The following is a 22,215-nucleotide window of genomic DNA, read 5'->3' on the forward strand; positions in this document are numbered from 1 at the left end:
TCATCGGTAGCTCTCCCAGAACAGGCCGCCGGCCGGGGCCGCGGGCTCGGCGGCGCCTCTGATGACGGTCCTCCGGTTCAGTTCGGGTTCCGGCAGCGGTCGCCTGGTCGGAAGCGGGGCCCCGGGCGCGGGGGCGAGCAGCAGGTGCGCGTTGGTCCCGCCGTCGGCGAAGCAGTTGAGCGCGGCGACGCCCGCGTCCCCGGGCCAGGGGCGGGACGCCCGGGGGAAGTACAGCGGAGAGGCGGCCACGTCGAAGTGGTCGAGCGGCTCCTGCCCGGAGCGGAACGGCACCTGCTCCTGGTGGTGCAGCATCAGCACCACCTTGATGAACGCCGCGATCCCCTCGGCCGTCAGCGGGTGGCCGATGTTCGGCTTGACCGAGCCGAGCGCCACAGGGCGCGTGGAACCGGTCCGGTAGACCGCCTGCACCGCCTTGAGTTCGAGCAGATCGGTGACGGTCGTGCCGGAGCCGTTGGCCTCCACCCAGCCGACGCCCTCGGTCCCGACACCGCTCTGTGCGAGCGCCGTGGCCATCACCTCCTTCTGTGCCTGGAGGTTGGGGGTGGCCGGGCCCGCGGTCCTGCCGTCGTTGTTGATCGCGATGCCCTTGAGGACCGCGAGCACCCGGTCCCCGTCGGCCTGCGCCCGCTCCAGCGGCTTGAGGACGACGACGCCGACGCCCTCGCCGAGGATCAGCCCGGCCGCCCTGCGGTCGAACAGGTGGAACTCCTCGCCCGGGTTGAGCAGTCCGCGCCGGCCGAACAGGTCGTACGGCTTGTCGTCGGCGAGCAGGCTCACGCCCGCGACGACGGCCGACTCGATGTCGCCCGCGCGCAGCGCACGCGCGGCCATGTCCATCGCCACCAGGGCCGATGAGCAGGCGGTGTCGATCACCAGGCTCGGGCCGCGGAAGTCGAAGAACTGCGAGATGTTCGCGGACAGATAGTTCTGACCGGTGATCACCACGGGGTTCTGCGCCTGCGCGAGGCGCTCCTCGTCCGGCATGTGCGCCGCACGGCCGCCGACGTACACGCCGACCCTGCGGCCCTTCAGCTCGGCGGGGCGGTAACCGGCGTGATGCACGGCCCTGTTCACCTCTTCGAGGAGCAGCAGCGCCTGCGGATCCATCGCGGCGACGTCGCCTTCCGACAGCAGGAACGCGTCCGGGTCGAAGCGGAGTACGTCGGGCAGCAGCCCCGCGTGGTGACCCACCGGCTTGCCGAAGCGCTCCCGCGGTACGGGACGCAGCGCCGAACGGCCCTGGCGCAGCAGCTCCCAGTAGGCGTCGCCGGACGGGGCGTCGGGGAACCTGCAGGACAGGCCGACCACCGCGATGTCTCCGCCGGTGGACGCCGGTTGCGCGACGGCCGGGGTCGCCGCTTCGACGACGACGGCCCGGGTGGCCGGGGCCTCGGGGGCCTGCGGTGCCGTGGGCGCGAGGGCGTCGGACGGGGCCGTGCCGAAGGCGGCGAGCAGGTCGTCCGGGTGCTCGTCGGCGAGGTAGGCGGCGAACTCGTCCGCGGTCGGGTGCTCGAACAGCGCGGACGGGTCGAGGGACACGTCGAGCTGCTTGCCGAGGGTCTGGACGAGCTGGGTGACCAGGATCGAGTCGATGCCGTAGTCGTGCACCGGTACGTTCCCGGCCAGCCGCGCCCGGTCGAAGCGCAGCTCCAGCGCGAGCCGGTCCAGGAGCCAGGAGGCCGCCGCGTCGGCCGCCTCCTTGAGCGCTTCGGGGGCCGCGGAGGGCGAGGCCTCGTACACCACCGTGGCGGCGGGCCCGAAGGCGGCGGCCTCAGCGGTGACGGACTCCGGAGTGGCAGGTTCCGGAGTCGCAGGTTCCGGAGTCGTAGGTTCCGGAGTCAGGCGGCGGTCGGTCAGCCGCTCCGGGCGCCAGTCCGCGTCCGGCCGCACCACGGCGGGCACGACCGCCCGCGCGCCGCTCGCCAACGCCCGGTCGAGCAGGCGCAGTCCCTGCTCGTCCGCGAGCGTCGCGAGGCCGGACGACTGGTACGCGGCGCTGCGCGCCGGACCCATGCCGGTGTCCTGCCAGCTCGGCCACGCCACGCTGACCAGCGGCAGCCCGTACGGGCGCGCCTCGGCGACCGTGTCCAGGTAGGCGTTGGCCATGGCGTAGTCGCTCTGCCCGACGGCGAGGGCCGGCACGGACGCGGCGACGGAGGAGTACACGACGAACAGGCTCAGCGGCTCGCCGCGGAAGCACTCCACGAGCGTGTCGAGGCCGAAGACCTTGGGGCCGACCACCCGCTCGACGCCGCTCCACGGCTTGCGCACGAAGGCGGGGTTGTCGGTGTCCACGGCTCCGGCGCTGTGGACCACTCCGCCGATCGGGCCGAGCCCGCGCCGGACGTCCGCCACCGCCGCTGCGGTGGCCTCCTTGTCGTCCAGCGGCACGGCGAGGACCTCGATCTCCACGCCCCTGTCGGCCAGTTCGGCCAGCGGGCGCAGCTTGCGGCCCAGCGCGTCGTCCGCGGCGATGTGCGCGGCCCAGCGGTCCCGGGACGGCAGCGCCTCGCGGCCCGTGAGGACCAGTTTGCGGACGCCGTACCGCTCGACGAAGTGCCGCGCGGTCAGCAGGCCGAGCCCGCGCGTGCCCCCGGTCACCCACAGCACATGGCCGTCGGGGAACCGCGCCGCGCGCTCCGGTGCGCCGGGCAGCTCGCGCAGCACCGCGCGGTGCCGCACGCCGTCGCGGTACGCGATCTCACCGGGCTCCGCCTCGCCGCCGAGCTCGTCGGCCACGCGCCGGCACAGCTCGTCGTCCGTGCACGCGCCCATGGCCACGTGGCGCGAGGTCACATGGCGGTACTCGCTCTGCAGCATGCGGTAGAGCCCCGTGCGGGCCGCGCCGCCGTGCACCGCCGCTCCTGTGTCGCGGGAGACCAGCAGGGCGGTCAGTCCGCGCCTGCTCCGGTCGACCGTGTGCTGCAGCCAGCCCAGCCAGGTGCGCAGCGCCGAACGGTCCATGGCCGCAGCAGACCCGCCGGACCCACCGGACCCTGTGCAGCCCGCCAGGTCGATCACCGCGTCGAAGCGGTCCCAGCGGGTGCCGGGGTCGGCGAGGTCGGCGGTAAGGCGCTCGGGGGTGAGCACCTCCGCGGCGGGCAGCGTGGCCGCCAGGCGAGCGGCGAGCGCCTCGGTCCCCGGCGCGGCGAGGACGGCGGTCGGCCCGAACAGCCTGACAGACGCGGACAGTTGGGCGGGCACCCAGTGGGTGGCCAGCAGCAGCCCCTCCTCGACGGAGGCAGCGGGAGGAACGTCAAGAACGGGCGCGTGCGCCACGTCCCCCTCCAGTGCCGCCAGTTCCTTGTCCGCCGCCGCGAGCCAGACCCGCTCGCCCCCGAAGGGGTACCCCGGCAGCGGCACCCGGCGGGGCGGCACTCCCCCGTGCAGGACGGACCAGTCGACCGGTCGGCCCGACGTCCAGGCGACCGCGCAGGCGGACGGATCGGCCGACGGGGCGCCGCCCGGAGCGGGCCTGCGCGGGTCGACCTCCCCGGTCCAGCTGCCGACGGGCACACCGCCTGCGGCGAACTCGTCGAGGCGCGCGGCCAGTTCGGCGAGGCTGTCGAAGCGGACGGCAAGGCGGTGCGCCATGGCCTCGCGCCCCGACTGGAGCGTCCAGGCGACGTCCTGCGGGGCAGCTCCGGCGCCCTCGGCACGCAGATGTTCGGCAAGCCTGCGCGCCTGCTCGACGAGCCGGTCCGCCTCGCGGGCGGAGAGCACGGCGAGTTGGTCGCCGGCCGGGGCGGCCGATGTCCGCGGTGCCCCGGGGAACTCCTGCAGGATGACGTGCGCGTTGGTCCCGCCCGCGCCGAAGGAGCTCACGCCCGCGGTCCTCGGCCGCTCGGTCCCGTCGGCGAGCACGCGGCGCGGCCACGGCGCCAGTTCGCGCTGGACCTCGAACGGGGTCGCCGCGAAGTCGACGTTCGGGTTGAGCTCGTCCGCGTGCAGCGAGGGAGCCAGCTCGCCGTGGCGCATCTGCAGCAGCACCTTGGTGACGGCCGCGATGCCGGCCGCCGACTCGGCGTGCCCGATGCCGGACTTGACCGAGCCGATCGGCAGCCGCTCCGGCATGTCGTCCTGGAAGGCCCGGAGCATGCCGTTGATCTCCACCGGGTCACCGAGCGCGGTGCCGGTGCCGTGCGCCTCCACGTAGTCCAGGTCCGCGGGACGCATCCCCGCCCGGTCGAGCGCGGCGCGCACCAGGTCGCCCTGAGCCTTGGGGTTGGGGACGTTGAAGCCGCGGCCCGTTCCGCCGTGGTTGACGGCGGACGCCTTGACCACCGCGAGGATGCGGTCGCCGTCGGCCACCGCGGCGTCGAGGCGCTTGAGGAGCACCGCGCCCGATCCCTCGGCGGGGACGTATCCCGTGCCGCCGGTGCCGAAGCTGCGGCAGCGGCCGTCCTCGGCGAGGAAGCCGCGCCAGGCCAGCTGCAGATACTTCGCCGGGTGGCTGGAGATGTTGACGCCGCCCGCGACCGCGACCTCGCAGTCACCGGAGCGGATGGCCTGGCAGGCCTGGTGGATGGTGACCAGGGCTGAGGAGCACATGGTGTCCACGGCGACGCTGGGCCCCGAGAAGTCGAAGAAGTACGACACCCGGTTGGCGACCGAGGCGAACGACGAATGCGGGGGCAGCCCTTCGCCGCGCAGCGCGTCCTGGACCCCGTACAGCTGGTACTGGCCGTACATCATGCCGACGAACACACCGGTGCGGGAGGCCCGCAGCTGGTCGCGGGTGTAGCCGGCGTCCTCCATGAGGTGCCAGACCGTCTCCAGGAACACCCGCTCCTGGGGGTCGGTGAGTTCGGCCTCGATCTGCGACATGCGGAAGAACAGCGGATCGAAGCGGTCGGCGCCCCGTACGAAGCCGCCCCACTTGCCGTACGTCTTGCCGGGGGCCGACTTGTCCGGGTCGTAGAACCTGTCGTGGTTCCAGCGGTCGGCCGGTATCTCCTCGATGCTGTCGCGTCCCGCGCGCAGGTTGCGCCAGAACTCGTCCACGTCGTCGGCCTGCGGGTAGCGCCCCGCGACACCGATGATCGCGATGTCGTCGCCTCCTGCCTCGGCGGCCGGGACGGCTGCCTGGGCCGCCGCCGTGTCGGTCGCGGCGGCGGGGGCGAGCGCCTGGGGCCGCGCGGGCTCGGAGGTCTCGGCGGCGGGCGCGGCGAACGCCTCGGGGTGCGCGGCGGCCAGATGGTCCGCCAGTTCGCCGACGGTCACGTACTCGAAGAGCAGGGTCTTCGACAGCGGTCCGCAGTGCTCTTCCAGGCGCCGGGTCACGCTCAGCGTGATCAGGGAGTCCACGCCGTAGTGGTCGAGGGGCTCCGTGACGGCGATCTCCGCCTCCGGGAGCTTCAGTTCCTCCGCCATGATCTGGAGCACCAGGCGCTCGGCGCGGGCGTAGGCGTCCTCGCCGACCGGCTGCGTCGCGGCGGCGGGTGCGGCGGGGGCGGCCTGCGCGGGTGCCGGGGCCGGTGCGCCGTTGAGCTCGGCCAGCACCCGCGCCGGGTCGCCGGGCGCCAGGAGCAGACGCGGCGCCGTGCCCGCCAGGGCTCTGTCGAGCGCGTCGAGGGCCGGTCCGGTGCGCAGCGGGCGCATGCCCAGCTCCCGGACCATGTACTCCGTGCCCGCCACGTCGGCCCGCATGCCGCCGTCGGCCCAGACCGGCCAGGCGGCGGCGAGGGTGCGGCCGTGCCGCGCCCCCTGGAGGCGCCGGCGCTCGCGCTGCTCGGCGAAGTGGTCGAGGAAGGCGTTGGCGTAGGCGTAGTCGGTCTGGCCGACGTTCCCGAACGCGGCCGCCCCGGAGGAGAACGCCACGAAGTAGTCGAGGGGTTCGTGCCGTGTCGCCTCGTCGAGGAGCACCGTGCCGCGCACCTTCGCGGCGAGGACGGCCTCCGTGTCCGACCGGTCCCTGCCGAGCAGCAGGCCGTCCTTGAGGACGCCGGCGGCGTGCAGCACGCCGCTCACCGAGCCGTGCAACCCGCGGGCCTCGTCGATCAGGTCCCGCACCCCGGCGGGGTCGGCGACGTCGGCCCGCACCACGTGCGCGCCCACGGCCGCGATCCTCGCCAGGGCCTCGGGGCCCGGAGCGGTCCGGGAGGCGAGGACGATCCCGCCCGCGGTCAGCCCGGCGGCGCGGCGTGCGGCGGCGATGTGCTCGGCCACGAGCAGCCCGAGCGCACCGGTCCCGCCGGTGATCACATGCGCCCCCGGACCGGTGAACAGCGGGGCCCCTGCTGCCGACAGGCCGACCTGGCGCCAGGTGCGGCGGTGCCGGCCCGCCGCGTCGACGCGTACCTCGGCTTCACCCGCGGCTCCGAGTTCGGCGAGCACCGCGTCGGCGAGGAAGCAGCCGTCCGCGACGGCCAGCACGCCGAAGTCGACCGCGGGGAGTTCCCTGCGCACCGAGCGCGCGAAGGCGGCCATCGCCGGGTGGGCCGGTGAGGCGGCCGGGTCGCGGTGGGCGTAGAGGTAGCGCAGCGCGCCGCGCCGCTCCCGCTGCCAGGCCTGGAGGAACGCCGTCGCGGCGTGGAAGCCGTGCTCCACCGCTCCGCCGGGCGCCGCGTCGGGCCCGGCCAGGTGCACCACGTGGACGGGGCCCGCGGCGCGGGCGGCGGCGAGCGCCTCGTCGACGCCGAAGCCGGTGCCCAGGGCGATGCGCCGGGCGTCGACGCCCGCGTCCGTCAGGGCGGTGAGCAGCGCGTGCCCCTCGGTGCCCGCGTCCAGCAGCAGCACGGTGGCGTCCGGCTCGCGCGGGGTGCGCGGGGCGGGCTCCCAGACCGGTTCGTACGCGGAGACCGTGTCGGTCACCGACGCCGCGGCCGGGGTCGTGGTCCGCGCCGACGTCCGCGCCGTGCCCTTCCCGGGGACCTCCCGGAGGGTGAACGTGTCGATCGTGGCGAGGACTTCGCCGTTCCCGTCCAGGAGCGCGATGTCGAAGGCGAGCGTTCCGGGTGCGGTGGGGCGGGCCGACGGGGTGGCGTACGCGTGGACCCGCTCCGGCAGTTCGGCGTAGAGCCGGACGGCGCCCAGCGAGAACGGCAGGTACGGGAGCGGCTGCTCGTGGGCGGTGCCGTCCGCCGCGAGCCTGCTCGCCGTCTGCAGAGCGGCGTCGAACAGCGAGGGGTGGAAGACGTAGCTGTCCGCGTCCGCGCGGCGCCGCGCGGGAATCCGCAGCGATGCCAGCGCCTCGCGCTCTCCCAGGGCGATGTGCTCGATCACCTGGAAGCTCGGGCCGTAGTCGAAGCCGAACCGGGAGTACAGCGCGTAGCACTCGGCGCCGTCGAGGACGCGCGGGGAGCGCGAGCGCGCCGCCGCCAGGTCGACCGGGGCGGGGCGGTCGCCCACCGTGCCGAGCAGCAGGGTGCCGCGGGCGTGCGCGGGGGATCCGCCGCCCGCGGTGCGTATCTCGAAGGACGGTGCTGTGCGGTCGCCGGTGACCTCGACCGTGAGGCGGTGCGCGCCTCCGGTGGCCGGGAGGCGGACCGGGCTCGCCCAGACGAGCCCGTCGACCCCGCGGACGGGCGCGCCGAACGCCGACTCCCCTGCCAGGCGGGCCATTTCGAGGTAGGCGACGCCCGCGAGGACGAGGTCACCGCCGACGACGTGGTCACGCAGGAAGAACTCCTCCCCCGTGAGCGTCTTCGCGTACGCCGTGCCTGCGGACGCGGAGCCCGTGGCGTCGCGCGCGTCGAGCAGGGTCGGGTGCAGCCGGGCGACGTCCTGCGCCGGGGCCGCCGCGGGGGCGGGTTCCGGGGCGGTGAACCAGTGCCTGGTGCGGGCGAACGGATACGTCGGCAGGTGCACCCGGCGTCGCCGCGTTCCCTGGTGCAGAGCCACCCAGTCGACCTCGGCTCCGGCGAGCCACGCGTCGGCGAGGGCGGTCAGGTCGCCGGTCGCGGTGGCCGGGGCGGGCCGCCGCTCGGCCTGTCCGGTGCGCACCGCGGACGGGTGGCCCGCGAGGTGTGCGGCCAGTTCGGCGCGGAGCGCGGCCGGTCCTTGCGCCACCACGGCGAGCCGGTGCGTCATCGCGTCGCGGCCCGTCTGCAGGGTGTACGCGAGGTCACCCGCGGGCACGTCCTGGTCCGCCAGGTGGTCGGCCAGCCGCTCGGCGGTGTGCCGCAGTGCCTCGGGGGTGCGGGCGGAGAGCACGTACACCTGCTCGGCGGCCGCTGTGTCCTTGGCGCCGGTGTCCGGCATGTGGGGTTCCTCCAGGACGATGTGCGCGTTGGCTCCGCCGAAGCCGAAGGAGCTGACTCCGGCGCGGCGCGGCATGCCGTTCCCCGCGCCGTCGCGGGGCCGCGGCCAGGGCCGTGCCGTGGTGGCGATCTCGAACGGGCCCCCGTCTAGTTCCAGATAGGGGTTCTGCTCCCGCAGGTGCAGTCCGGCGGGGATGGTGCCGTGCCGCAGCGCGAGGACGGCCTTGAACAGGCCCGCGATGCCCGCGGCCGCCTCCAGGTGACCGATGTTGGTCTTGACGGAGCCGATCACGCAGCCGGGCGCGGCGGTCGTGCCGCGCTCCGCGCGCAGCCTACGGAAGGCGGTGCTCAGACCCGTGGTCTCGATCGGGTCGCCGAGGGCGGTGCCGGTGCCGTGCGTCTCGATGTAGCCGACGGTCTCCGGCGCCACGTCGGCGGCGCGGTAGGCCTCGACGAGCAGGTCGGCCTGGGCGTCCGGGTTGGGCGCGGTGAGCGAGGTGGTGCGGCCGCCGTGGTTGGCCGTGGCCGCCTTGATCACCGCGTGGACGGCGTCGCCGTCGTGGTCCGCCCGGTCATCCGGCTTGAGCAGCACCACGCCGACGCCCTCGCCGCGCACATAGCCGTCGGCGCGGCTGTCGAAGGTCTTGCAGCGGCCGTCGGAGCTGAGCATCTCGCCCTGGTCGAGTACGTCGTACACGCGCGGCGAGAGGATCAGGTTGACCCCGCCCGCGATGGCCAGGTCGCAGGTGCCGTCGCGGAGCGCGCCGACGGCCTGGTGGACGGCGGTCAGCGAGCCGGAGCAGGCCGTGTCCACGGCCATGCTGGGACCGCGCAGGTCGAGGAGGTACGAGACCCGGTTCGGGATGACCGACAGGGCGCCGCCGGTCGCCGTGTGGCCCTGCGGGGCGACCCCGGCGTCGCGCTGCGCCTGGAGGTAGTCGGCGCCCGCGACGCCGATGAACACGCCGACCCTCTTGCCCGCGAGGTCGGAGGGACGGTAGCCGGCGTCCTCGACGGCCGACCACACCGCTTCGAGCAGCAGTCGCTGCTGGGGGTCCATCAGCTCCGCCTCGCGCGGGGAGATCCCGAAGAAGGCGGCGTCGAAGCGGTCCACGTCGGGGAGGAAGCCGCCCCAACGCTTGCGGGCACCCTCCTCGCGCGGGCCCCAGCGATCCTCGGGAACCTCGGTCACCAGGTCGTCCCCGGCGGTCAAGTGGTCCCAGAACTCCTTGAGATCGGCCGATCCCGGCAGCCGCCCCGCCATCCCGATGACCGCGACGTCGCCGCCGCGCGGGCGCTCGGCCGGGGCCGGTGCCTCGGCCTCGGCCTCGACGGGCCGTGCCTCGGCGGCGGGAGCGACCGTGCCCGCGCCGGACGTGAACCGGCCTGCCAGCTCGCCGGGGTGCTCCTGCCACAGGTGCTCGGCCAGCGCGGCCAGCGTGCCCCGGCGGTAGAACAGCGTCGGGTAGACCTCGATGCCGTACGTCCTGCGCAGTTCGGCGCTGAGCGCGGTGAAGCTCACCGAGTTCATGCCCACCTCGCCGAGCGGGGTGTGCGGGCCGATCTCCTCGGGGCGCAGGCCGGTCAGGCGGCCGACCGCCTCGGCCAGTTCGGCCGTCAGGGCCTGGACACGCCCGTCCGCACCGCCGCCGACCGCGACGGGTTCGTGGCGCTCGGTGTCCCGGGCGCCGAAGCGGGACCGCAGCTCGGTCAGCGGAAGGGTGGCCAGCGTGGTCCGGTCGACCTTTTCGTTGAGCGTGTGCGGGAATCCGGTCACGCGGACGAGCACGTCCGGGATCATGTGGGCCGGCAGCCAGGCCGCCAGCTGTTCCCCGGTCGGCTCGGCGGCTCCGTCGGCGAGGACGTAGCAGGCGAGCAGCGAACGGTCGCCGCCTCCCCGGCCACGGGCCACCACGACCGCCTCGCGTACGCCGTCGACGCGCCGCAGGGTCGACTCGATCTCCTCCAGCTCCACCCGGAAGCCGCGCACCTTCACCTGGGAGTCGATCCGGCCCAGGTAGTCGATGCGCCCGTCGGCCTGCCGCCGCACGAGGTCGCCGGTGCGGTACATCCGCGCGTCGGCCCCGGTCGCGAACGGGTCGGGCAGGAAGCGCTCGGCGGTCAGTTCGGGGCGGCCCAGGTAGCCGTCGGCCACCCCGTGCCCGCCGATGTACAGCTCACCGGGCACCCCGGTCGGGACCGGCCTGCGGGCGCCGTCGAGGACGTACAGCGAGGTGTTGTCGATGGGGGCGCCGATGGTGACGCGCTCGCCCCGGCGCAGCCGGCTCACCGCCGACCAGATCGTGGTCTCGGTGGGGCCGTAGAGGTTCCACACCGCGCGGTTGCCCGCGAGCAGCGCCTCGGCGGTGTCGCCGGGCAGGGCCTCACCGCCGCACAGCACCGTGAGTCCGGGGTCGCCCTGCCAGCCGGCGGCCAGGAGCATGCTCCAGGTCGCCGGGGTGGCCTGCATGACCGTGGCGGTGGAGCGTTCGACGGCCTCGCGCAGCCGCAGTCCGTCCTGGGCGACCTCGGTCGGCAGGACGTCCACCGTGCCACCGGTGATCAGCGGCAGATAGAGCTCGAGCCCGGAGATGTCGAAGCACACGGTGGTCAGGGCCAGCAGCGTGTCCCCCGGCCCGAATCCGGGCTCACGCGCCATCGACCAGAGGAAGTTGGTCAGCGCGCGGTGCGGGACGCGGACGCCCTTGGGGCGACCGGTCGATCCGGAGGTGTAGATGACGTACGCGGCGTCCGACGGTCCCGCGGGTCCGGGTGAGGGCAGCGCGGGCGGCTCCTGGCCGCCGTCGATCAGGAGCCGGGGCGCCGAGGCGCCCCACTCCGCGCCGACGGCGGAGTGCGTGAGCATGAGGTGGAGTCCGGCATCCGCCGCCATGTAGGCGAGGCGCTCCTGCGGGTACTCCGGGTCGAACGGGACGTACGTGCCGCCCGCGGCCTGCACGGCGAGCAGCGCCACCGGCAGGTCGGCGTCGCGCGGGAGCAGCACGCCGACGGTGCGGCCGCGGCCGACGCCCGCGGCGGTGAGGCGGGCCGCCAGGGCCGTCACGCGCTCCCCGAGACCGCGGTAGGTCATCTCCGTTCCGCCGTGGCGGACCGCGACCGCCTCCGGCCTTGCCTCGATCTGACGGCGTACCAGCTCCCAGACCAGGGTGTCGGCGGGGTAGTCGACGGCGGCGGGCGGCGCGAGGTGCGCGCGCTCGCCGGCGGTCAGCAGGTCCAGGTCGCCGACCGCGGAGCCGGGCGCGGCGACCGCGGCCGCCAGGAGCGTGACGAAGTGGTCGCCGAGCCGCTCCACCGTGGCGGCGTCGAACAGGTCCGGGTTGTACTTGAGCGTGTACCGGCAGCCTTCGGGGTGGTCGACCAGGTCGAGGGTGAGGTCGAACTCGCCCTCTTGGTGCACCCCTTCGACCCTGCCGCGCACCACGCCGTCCTCCGGCATGTCGCGCGCCCAGTTGTGGAAGTAGAAGGCCGTGTTGAACAGCGCGTCGGCGGCGGCGCCCGGGTTCTCCTTGCGCAGCTCGTCGGCGAGCGTGATCAGTGGGTACGCGCTGTGTTCGAGGGCACCGAGGACCATCTGGTGGATACGGCGGACCAGATCGCGGAAGGCCTCCGTGCCGTCGACCTTCTCGGCCAGGACCACCATGTTCATGAAGTAGCCGAGCACGTCGTCGTAGCCGTCGGCCGGGCGACCGGCCGTCGGGGTGCCGACGGCGATGTCCTCCTGGTCGCTGTAGCGGTGCAGCAGCGCGAAGTAGGTCGCGAGCATGACGCTGGACAGCGAGGTGCGGGCCGCGGCGGCGAGCGCGCGGGCCTGCTCGGTCACGTCCGCGGGGACGCGTCCGCCGACGCTCGCGCCACGGAAGGTGGGCACGGGCGGGCGCGGCCGGTCCAGCGGCAGGGGCACGGCGGTGCGGCGGTCCCGCAGCCGGTCGAGCCAGTAGGAGCGCAGGCGCTCCGCCCGCGGTCCCGCGAGGAGTTCGCGCTGTTGGGCGCAGAAGTCGGCGAAGGTGTGCGCGGGCCGCTCGGCGGGCAGGGGGCGTCCCTCGCGCAGCGCGCGGTAGCCGCGCTCGACCTCGGTGAGCAGCAGCGGGATGGAAAGGCCGTCGAGCACCAGGTGGTGCACGGTGAGCAGCAGCGCCTGGCGGCCGTCGCCGAGGGTGTAGAGGGTGGCGCGCAGGAGCGGCCCTTCGGCCAGGTCGAACGGCTCCCGCGTCTCGGCGTGGATCCGGTCGCGCAGGTCGCCGTCCGCGACGGAGGTCAAGAAGACCTGCCGGAAGGGCAGTTCCGGCTCGGCGGCGATCCGGGCGAACGGCCCGTCCTCGCCCTCGCGAACGCTCGCGCGCAGTTCCTCGTGCCGGTCGAGCAGGTCCTGCAGGACGACCCTCAGCGTGAGCACGTCGACGTGGTCGTCGAGCCAGAAGGCGAGCGGCAGGTTGTAGGCGCGGTTGCCGGGCGCGATCTGCTCGATCACCCACAGCGCGCGCTGCCCCTCCGACAGCGGATGGTCGGTGAGGTGGGTGTCGCGCCGGGGGCGCAGGACGCCTTGGGCCGCGGTGCGCACGGCAGGCGTCACGTCGACGGCGCGTACCGGCTGGACCGCGGGCACCGGCGCCGCGGCGCGAACCGGCTGGGGCGCACGCACAGGCTCCGGCGTCCGGCTCGTCATGGAGACGGGCGCGGCGGGCTCGGCCGTCTGCCCGGATACCGCTTCGGCCGCGGAGCGCGCCGCGGGAACCGACTCTGCCGTGGGCACCGGCTCCGCCGCCCGAACCGGCTCGGGCACGTGCACCGGCTCAGGCACGTGCACCGGCTCAGGCACGTGCACCGGCTCCGGCGTCCGGCTCGTCGCGGAGCCGGGCGCGGCGGGCTCGGCCGCGTACGTCCCGGCGGGCTCCCTCACGGGCTCGGCCGCCGTCTCCGCCATCGTCTCGGCCGCCGCCTCCGACACCGCTTCGGCCAGCCAGTCCGACCTCAGGTGCTCCGAGAGCTCGACCAGCGTCGGCCGCGCGAAGAACTCCTCAAGGGGCACGTTGACGCCGAAGGCGTCCTCCACCACGGCCACGATCTTCATGCCGCTGAGCGAGTCGAAGCCGTAGTCGACCAGAGGCCGTTCCGGGTCGATGCGCTCGTCCAACTTGAGTACGCGCTCCAGGAGTTCACCGAGGCGGTCGGTGACCACGCCCCCGGCGTCCCGCACGTCCGGCTGCGCGACGGCCGTCACGGCCGCGGGTGCGGTCGCCGCCGGTGCCGCGTCCCCGCGTACGCCCAGGTTCTGTGCGACCAGCACGTGCTGGCCCAGTTCGACGCCGTCGGCGCCCAGGGCCCTGACGTTCGTGTAGCCCTCTTCTTCAAGCAGCGTGATCCAGCTGTCCGGCGCGGCGAGCGGCGAGTTGGGGATACGGAGTTCACCGTCCTGGAAGGCCCACCAGCCCTCCATGACGCCGCCGCCCAGGGTCAGATACGGGCGGATGGAGGTCAGTTCGTTGAGCACCAGGAGCCCACCGGGCCTGAGCAGGTCCTTCATCATGCGCAGAGTGGTCCGCAGGTTCCTGGTGGCGTGGACCACGTTGGTGGCGAGGACCACGTCGACCGAGCCGGACAGGAAGTCCTGTTCGGCGAGGCCGCGTTCCAGGTTGAGCAGCTGGAAGCGTACGAACGGGTGCTGCCCGGCGAACCGCTCGCGGCCGTGGTCCAGGAAGCGCGGGGAGATGTCCGTGAAGGTGTAGCTCACGCGGTCCGGGTGGCCGGCGAGGGCCGGGATCACCCGCTCGCTGGTGGCACCGGTTCCCGCGCCCAGCTCCACGACCTGGAAGGAGCCGCCGTCCGTCAACTGCGGGAGGCAGGTGTCCAGATGGCCGCGGACCGTGTCGGCGACGAGCACGTTGAAGAAGTCGGTGAGCGGGTTGCCCTTGTACAGGTCCTGCACCAGCTCCATCGAGGAGTCGGGGAACATGACCTCGGTCCCGACCACCTCGCCGCGCAGGAGCCTCGGGTACGACCGCAGGAACTGCCGGTTGAGCCTGGCCGTCGGCGCGATGTCCGGGTAGCGGGTGGCGACGTCCTCGAAGTCGGCCTCCCAGCGGTCCGCGGCCGTGGCTCCGTCCGCCCCGTCGACCGCGCCGGTGGCGGTGAACCACTCGCCGTCGCGAGTCAGGAACCCCTTGGCGGCAAGGAGGTTGAGGATCGCCTCGTGCAGTCGGCGGAACTTGTCCCGGATGCCGAGGGCGGCACGCAGGTCCTCGCTCCGGTGCCGGTCGCCGGGGCGCCGGAAGGCGCCCATGCGCTGGTAGACGCCGAGCAGTCCGGAGACCGAGACAGCGTCCAACCGGGCGTATCCGGTCAGGACTTGGGCGATGGCGGGTTCGATGTCGACGTTCCCTTCGAGCACGGGCCGCGCGGGGGCGGTGGCTTGCGGCACGGTGGTGTCGGCCTGCCGCACGGGGACGGCGGGGACCTGCGGTACGGGGACCGCGGCGGCCTGCGGTACGGGGACCGCGGCGGCCTGCGGTACGGGGACCGCGGCGGCCTGCGGTACGGGGACCGCGGCGGCCTGCGGCTGGGGGATCCACAGACGCTTGCGGGCGAACGGGTAACCGGGCAGCTCGATCCTGCGCGCGGCCGGATGCGTGATCCGCGACCAGTCGACGGCCGCACCCGCCACCCAGCGCACCGCTACCGCCGACAAGTCGCGCCGCGTCAGCGCCTGTTGCAGCGCGGCGGCCTCGTCCTCGGAGAGCCGCGTCGCGGCACGGGCGGCCCGGCCGGTCGTGACGGTGTCCGCGGCGCCCTCGCCGGCCGCGTACGCGGCGAGCAGCCGGGCCGCCTCGGCGACCGATGCCGCGGGCAGCGCGAGCCGGAACTCGTGGGCGGTGCGGCCCGATTGGAGGGTGTGGGCGACATCGGCGAGCCGGAGGCCCGCCGCGACGGCATCTGCCGCAACGGTGTCCACGGCGACCGCCGAGCTCGGCACGAGATCGGCCACCGCGTCGGCGACCGCCCCGATCGTGTCCGCCGTCACGGCCGCCTCGGGCAGCTGGTCGACGCCCAACTCCTCGGCGAGCAGCGCATGGTAGCGGGCGCGTTCGGTCACTCCGAAGCCACAGTCCACGAGGTCGGTCGCGAGGTCGAACGTGCCCTCGGCCACCCCGGCGAGATCGGCGGCGAGACGCAGGCCGATGCGGCCGGCGGCCGCCACCGCCTCCTGCGGCTCCAGCGCCTCGGCCGTCCCCAGCGCCTCGGCCGTCCCCAGCGCCTCGGCCGTCCCCAGCGCCTCGGCCGTCCCCAGCGGCACTCGCGGGGCCCCGCCGGTCAGGAAGGCGGCGAGGTCGGCCGCGTACGCCCGCAGCCGCTCCTCGTTCTTCGCGGAGAGGAGGAGCAACTGCTCCTGTCCGTCGTCCGGCACGGGCTCCGGTACGTCGCCCGTGCCGCTCGGCAGGTGCTCCTCCACGACCACGCAGGCGTTGGAGCCGCCCGCGCCGAAGGAGCTGATGACGGCGCGCAGCGGCAGCTCGCGGGGCGAACCGTCCGCTCCGGGCCGCTCCCGCCGCTCCCAGGGCTCGCGGGTCTGCTGCACCTGGAACGGCGTGGTGTCGAAGTCGATCTCCGGGTTGCGCTCCGCGGAGTGCAGCGACGGCACCAGGGTACGGTGCCGCAGCTGGAGCAGGACCTTCGTCAGCCCCGCGATACCGGCCGCCGCCTCCAGGTGGCCGATGTTGGTCTTCACCGAACCGACCGCGACGGCTGCCCTGTCCGTGCCTCGCGCCGGGTCGGTCCGCCCGCCGAAGACGTCGACGAGTCCGGCGATCTCGATCGGGTCGCCGAGCAGCGTGCCGGTGCCGTGGGCCTCGACGTAGCCGACGGTGTCGGCGGCCACTCCCGCGCGGTCCAGCGCCGCTCGGACCACGGCGGCCTGGGCGGTGGCGCTCGGCACGGTGTAACCGCCCGCGTCGCCGACCGCGTTGACGGCGGAGCCGCGGATCACGCCGAGGACGCGGTCCCCGTCGGCGACCGCCGCGGCCAGCGGCTTGAGCAGGACGGCGCCCACACCCTCACCGTCGACGAAGCCGTCCGCGCCCGCGCCGAACGCCTTGAGCCGGTCGTCGTGGGAGAGCATCCCGGCCTGCGCGAGGCCGCGCAGGTGCTTGGGGTGCAGGATCAGGTTGACGCCGCCCGCGATGGCGGCGGAGCACTCCCCTGTGGCGATGGACTGGCAGGCCAGGTGGAGCGCGGTCAGGGACGACGAGCACGCCGTGTCCACGGCCATGCTCGGTCCTGTGAAGTCGAAGGAGTGGGAGACCCGGTTGGCGATCGACCAGTGCCGGGAGTGCGCCTCGGTCGGCACGCCGAGCGCGTTCGCCGCGCCGCTCATCCACTCGTAGTCGCTGCCCATCACGCCGACGAACACGCCGACGGGGCCCCGGGCGGCGAGCGTGGCGGCCGGGTATCCGGCGTCGTCCAGGGTCGCGGCCGCGGTCTGCAGGAACAGGCGTTCCTGGGGGTCCATCGCCTCGGCGTCGGCAGGCGAGATCTGGAAGAACAGCGGGTCGAACGCGTCGACGTCGTCGATGAATCCGGCCCACTTGCTGTACGCGGCCGTCGCCCCCGAGGGGTCGAAGTGGGCGCTCGCGTCCCAGCGTTCGGCGGGCACCTCGCGGATGCAGTGACGGGCCGCGGCGAGGTTGTCCCACAGCTCGCCGACCGTTCCGGCCAGCGGGTAGCGCCCCGCGACACCGACGACGGCGATGCGGTCGTCCGCGCGCTCGTCGGGCTCGGGCTCACCTGTGGTGACGGCGGGCGCGGCCTCGCCGTCGGACAGCTTGCCGGTGAGGAACTTGGCGAGGGCGCGGGTCGTGCGGTGCTCGAAGACCATGGTCGCGGGCAGCCGCAGCCCGGTGCGGGCGCTGAGCTTGTTCCGCAGCTCCAGGGCGGTCAGCGAGGTGAAGCCCAGGCGCAGCAACTCGGCGTCGGGGTCGATCTCTTCGGCCGATCCGTACTTGAGCGCGGCGGCGACCTCGCGCCGCACCAGCTCGGCGACGACGTCCTCACGCTCGGCCGCAGGGACCGCCCGCAGCCCGTCGCCCTCACCCGCGGTGGCGGTCTCGGCCGGTGCGCCCGCGGTGGGCCGGGGGCGGCGCGGAGCCGGGGCCGGTGCGCGCAGCAGCGGCGGCAGCGTGCCCTCGGCGGAGCGCGCCGCCGTGCGGTCGAGGCGGACGGGGACGAGGTGGGCCCGGTCGGCGCCGAGCGCGGCGTCGAACAGGGCGAGGCCCTCGTCGGTGGCCAGCGGCAGGACACCGGCGTCGCCGAGCCGCGCCAGGTCGGCCTCGTCGAGGCGGCCGGTGAGGGCGCTGCGCTCCGCCCACAGGCCCCAGCCGAGGGAGAGCGCGGGCAGGCCCTGGGCGCGGCGGTGCTGCGCGAGCGCGTCGAGGAAGGCGTTGGCGGCGGCGTAGTTGCCCTGTCCCGCGGTGCCCAGGGTGGCGGCGACCGAGGAGAACAGCACGAAGGCGGTGAGCTCCAGGCCGCGGGTCAGCTCGTGCAGGTGCCAGGCGCCGTCGGCCTTCGCCGCGAGGACGGAGTCCAGGCGCTCGGGCGTCAGCGAGCCGATCACTCCGTCGTCGAGTGCGCCGGCGGCGTGCACGACGACCCGCAGCGGGCGGTCCTGCGGGATGGCCGCGAGGAGTTCGGCGAGTGCGTCGCGGTCGCCGATGTCGCACGCCGCCGACGTCGCCTCCGCGCCGAGCGCGGTCAGTTCCCCGGCGAGCTCGGGGGCGCCCTGACGGCTGACGAGCAGCAGGTGGCGTACGCCGTGTTCGGCGACCAGGTGGCGTGCCACGAGGCCGCCCAGGGTGCCCGACGCGCCGGTGATCAGTACGGTGCCTTCGGCGGGGAGCGCCGGTGCGGCAGCACTGCCGGCCTGCTTCGCGCGCACCATCCTCGGGGCGAGCATCTCGCCGCCGCGCAGGGCGAGTTGGGGCTCGTCCGTGGCCAGCAGGGCCGGGAGATGGCCGGAGAGACCATCGGCGCCTGCCGTGCCGCCCGCCTCGTCGATGTCGATGTCTACCAACACGATCCGGTCCGGGTTCTCGGTCTGCGCCGAGCGCACCAGGCCCCACACGGCGGCAGCGGCGGGGTCCGGCTCCTCCGCGGTTGCGGTGCCGGTCACCACGGCGGAGCGGGTCACCACGACCAGGCGGCCTTCGCCGCCGTCCTCGTCGGCGAGCCAGGCCTGCAGCTCGGCGAGGACCGCGGAGGTCATCTCCCTTACTCTGTCGGGCTGTTCACCGTCGACGGCGGGGCAGCGCAGCACGGTGGCCCGCGCGGCGTCGCCCGTGCGGGAGGCGTCCAGGCGCACGGGCACCCAGTCGACGCCGAACAGCGCGCTCCGGCCCGCGTCGAGGCTCATGCCGTCGAGCGGACGCAGCGTGAGGGAGTCCGCCGTCAGGACGCCGCGGCCCGTCCCATCGGAGATCCGCAGGGCGACGGCGCCGCCCTCCAGGGGCGTGATCCGTGCCCGCAGGCCGGACAGTTCGGCCGCCGCGTCCGTGTCGAGCCAGCGGACGCCGGTGAAGGAGAACGGCATGGCGGGCGTGGTCTTGAGGTCCAGGGAGTGCAGGGCGGCGTCCAGCAGGGCGGGCCGCACCGGCTCGGGCAGGGAGACCTCGGCGTACAGCTCGTCGCCGTGCCGCCACAGGGACCGCAGGCCCCGGAATCCGGGCCCGTACTCCAGTCCTTGCTCGGCCAGGTCGGCGTACCAGGTGGAGAGGTCCACGCGCTCGGCGCCGACAGGCGGCCACGGCACCGGGTCCTCAGCGCCGCCGACCCGCGGCTCGACGTCGAGAAGCGAACCGGTGGCGTGCAGCTGCCAGTCGGACTCGGGGGTGCGGGCGTGCAGGCGCAGCGGCCGGATGCCGCCGTCGGCCGGGCCCGCGACGACCTGGACCTCGACCTCGCCCCGCTCGGGTATCAACAGGGGCGCCTGGAAGGTGAGTTCGTCCACCGCTCCCCCGGCGTGCAGCGCCATCTCGAGGAGTGCGGTGCCGGGTACGACCACCTGGCCCCGCACGCGGTGGTCGGCCAGCCACGGGTGGGTGCGCAGGGAGAGGCGGCCGGTCAGGACCGTCTGGCCGCCGTCCGCGAGCTCGACGGGGCCGCCCAGGAGCGGCCGCGGCGGCTGCAGCCAGTAGGAAGTGGACTCGAAGGCGTAGGTGGGCAGGTCCACGGCGCGGGCGCCGGTGCCCTCGAAGGAGGGTTGCCAGTCCACGGGCACTCCGTGGGCGTGCAGACGGGCCAGGGACAGGTGGATCTGCCGGGTGGAGTCCTCGTCGCGGCGCAGCGAACCGACCACCAGGGCCGGGCAGTCGGCGTCCTGCGCGGTCTCCTCGACGCCGAGCGCCAGGACCGGGTGCGGGCTGCACTCGACGAACGTGCGGTGCCCCTCGGCGAGGAGGTCCTCGACGACGGGGGCGAAGCGGACGGTGGTGCGCAGGTTCTCGTACCAGTACGCGGCGTCGAGACCCGCGGTGTCCAGGACCTGTCCGGTGACGGTGGAGTGGAAGGGGACGTCGCCCCGGCGCGGGCCGATGCCCGCCAGGTCGTCGAAGATCCGGTCGCGGAGCCGCTCGACGTGCGCGGAGTGCGAGGCGTAGTCGACCGGGACGCGACGGGCCCGTATCTCCTCGGCGGCGCAGTGCGCGAGCAGCTCGTCCAGGGCGGCGGCGTCGCCCGAAACCACCGTGGAGCGCGCTCCGTTGACGGCGGCGACGAAGACCCGTCCGTCCCAGGGCTCCAGCAGGGCGCGGGTCGCGTCCAGCGACAGGGCGAGGGACACCATGCCGCCCTCGCCCGCGATCTCCAGGAGGGCACGGGAGCGCAGGGCGACCACGCGGGCACCGTCCTCCAGCGAGAGGGCTCCGGCCGCGCAGGCGGCGGCGATCTCGCCCTGGGAGTGGCCCACGACGGCGGACGGCACGAGTCCTGCCGCGCGCCAGACCTCGGCCAGCGAGACCATGACGGCCCACAGCGCGGGTTGCACCACGTCGACGCGTTCCAGCGCCGAAGCGTCGTCGAGGACGTCCCGCAGCGACCAGTCGACCAGGCCGCTCAGGGCCTGCTCGCACGCGTCCATCCGCGCGGCGAACACCGGGGACGACTCGCGCAGGCCGCGGGCCATCCCGGCCCACTGGGACCCCTGGCCGGGGAAGACCCACACCACGCCGGACTCGGGGGCGAGGGTGCCCTCCACGACTCCGGGTGCCGATTCGCCGGCGGCCAAGGCGCCTAGCCCGTCCAGGAGTTCGGTGCGGTCCGCGGCGACGACGACTCCGCGGTGGTTCAGCGCGGCACGGGTCGTCACGGTGGAGAACCCGACGTCGGCCGGGCTCAGTCCGGGGCGGGCCTCAAGCCACTCCCGCAGCCGGCCGGCCTGGCGGCGCAGCGCGGCTTCGGAGCTGCCCGACACGGCCACCGGGACCACGGCCGGGGTACGGGCCTCGGGCGCGGCGCCGTCCTCAGCACGCTGCGCCGTCGTCTCTTCCGCGGGACTCTGCGCCGTCGTCTCTTCCACGGGACCGTGCGCCGCCGTCTCTTCCACGGGCGCCTGCTCGATGATCACGTGCGCGTTGGTGCCGCTGGCTCCGAACGCCGAGACACCGGCCCGGCGGGGACGGCCGGTCTCCGGCCACTCCCGCTGCTCGGTCAGCAGCTCCACCGCGCCCGACGACCAGTCCACGTGCCGCGAGGGACGCTCCACGTGCAGCGTCCGCGGCAGCACACCGTGCCGCAGCGCGAGCACCGTCTTGATCACACCGGCCACACCGGCAGCCGCCTGCGCATGACCGATGTTCGACTTCAACGAGCCCAGCCACAGCGGCCGTTCGGCGTCCCGGCCCTGCCCGTACGTCGCCAGCAGCGCCTGCGCCTCGATCGGGTCCCCGAGCGTGGTGCCCGTGCCGTGCGCCTCCACCGCGTCCACGTCGGAGGGGGTGAGGCGGGCATCGGCCAGCGCCTGCCGGATGACCCGCTCCTGCGAGGGGCCGTTGGGCGCCGTGAGCCCGCTCGAGGCGCCGTCCTGGTTGACCGCGGAGCCGCGCAGCACGGCCAGGACCTGGTGGCCGTTGCGCCGCGCGTCCGACAGGCGCTCGAGGACGAGCACACCGACGCCCTCGGACCAGCCCGTGCCGTCGGCCGTGTCCGAGAACGCCTTGCACCGGCCGTCCGGCGAGAGGCCGCGCTGACGCGAGAACTCCACGAAGGTCGTCGGGGTGGACATCACCGCGACGCCGCCCGCCAGCGCCAGGGAGCTCTCGCCCGACCGCAGCGAGGCCGCCGCCAGGTGCAGCGACACCAGCGACGACGAGCACGCCGTGTCCACCGTCACCGCGGGCCCCTCGAACCCGAAGGTGTACGAGACACGGCCGGACGCCACACTCGGCAGGCTGCCGGTGAGCAACTGCCCCTCGAAGCCGCCCGTGCCCTGCCCGAGGCGCGAGGCGTAGTCGCTGTACATGACGCCCGCGAAGACGCCGGTGCGGCTGCCGCGCAGCGAGGACGGGGCGATGCCCGCGCGCTCCAGCGCCTCCCAGGACGCCTGGAGCAGCAGCCGCTGCTGCGGGTCGGCCGCCATGGCCTCCCGGGGGGACATCCCGAAGAACCCGGCGTCGAAGTCCGCCGCGTCGTACAGGAATCCGCCCTGGCGCGTGTAGCTCGTGCCGGACTGCTCCGGGTCCGGGTCGTACAGGCCCTCCAGGTCCCAGCCGCGGTTCGCGGGGAACTCCGACACGGCGTCCACGCCGTCGACGGCCAGCCGGAACAGTTCCTCGGGCGACGTGGCGCCGCCGGGGAACCGGCACGCCATGCCCACGATCGCGACCGGCTCGTGGCGCGAAGGGCCCGACTCCGCATCGGCCAGCCTCCGGCGAGTGTCACGCAGCTCGGTGGTGACCCGCTTGAGGTAGTCGAGCAGCTTCCCGTCGGTCATGTT

1 protein-coding gene is annotated in these 22,215 nt (G+C 74.7%); it reads right to left on the reverse strand.

All coding sequences use genetic code 11. The features are described from left to right. The gene (locus tag AB0B50_RS37605) at nucleotides 1–22,212 is read right to left on the reverse strand and encodes an amino acid adenylation domain-containing protein (RefSeq protein WP_362340393.1); all 22,212 of its coding nucleotides are present in this window, start codon (nucleotides 22,210–22,212) and stop codon (nucleotides 1–3) included. Between the last annotated feature and the right edge of the window lie 3 nt (nucleotides 22,213–22,215).

Source organism: Streptomyces sp. NPDC041068, assembly GCF_040647455.1.
Taxonomy (GTDB): domain Bacteria; phylum Actinomycetota; class Actinomycetes; order Streptomycetales; family Streptomycetaceae; genus Streptomyces.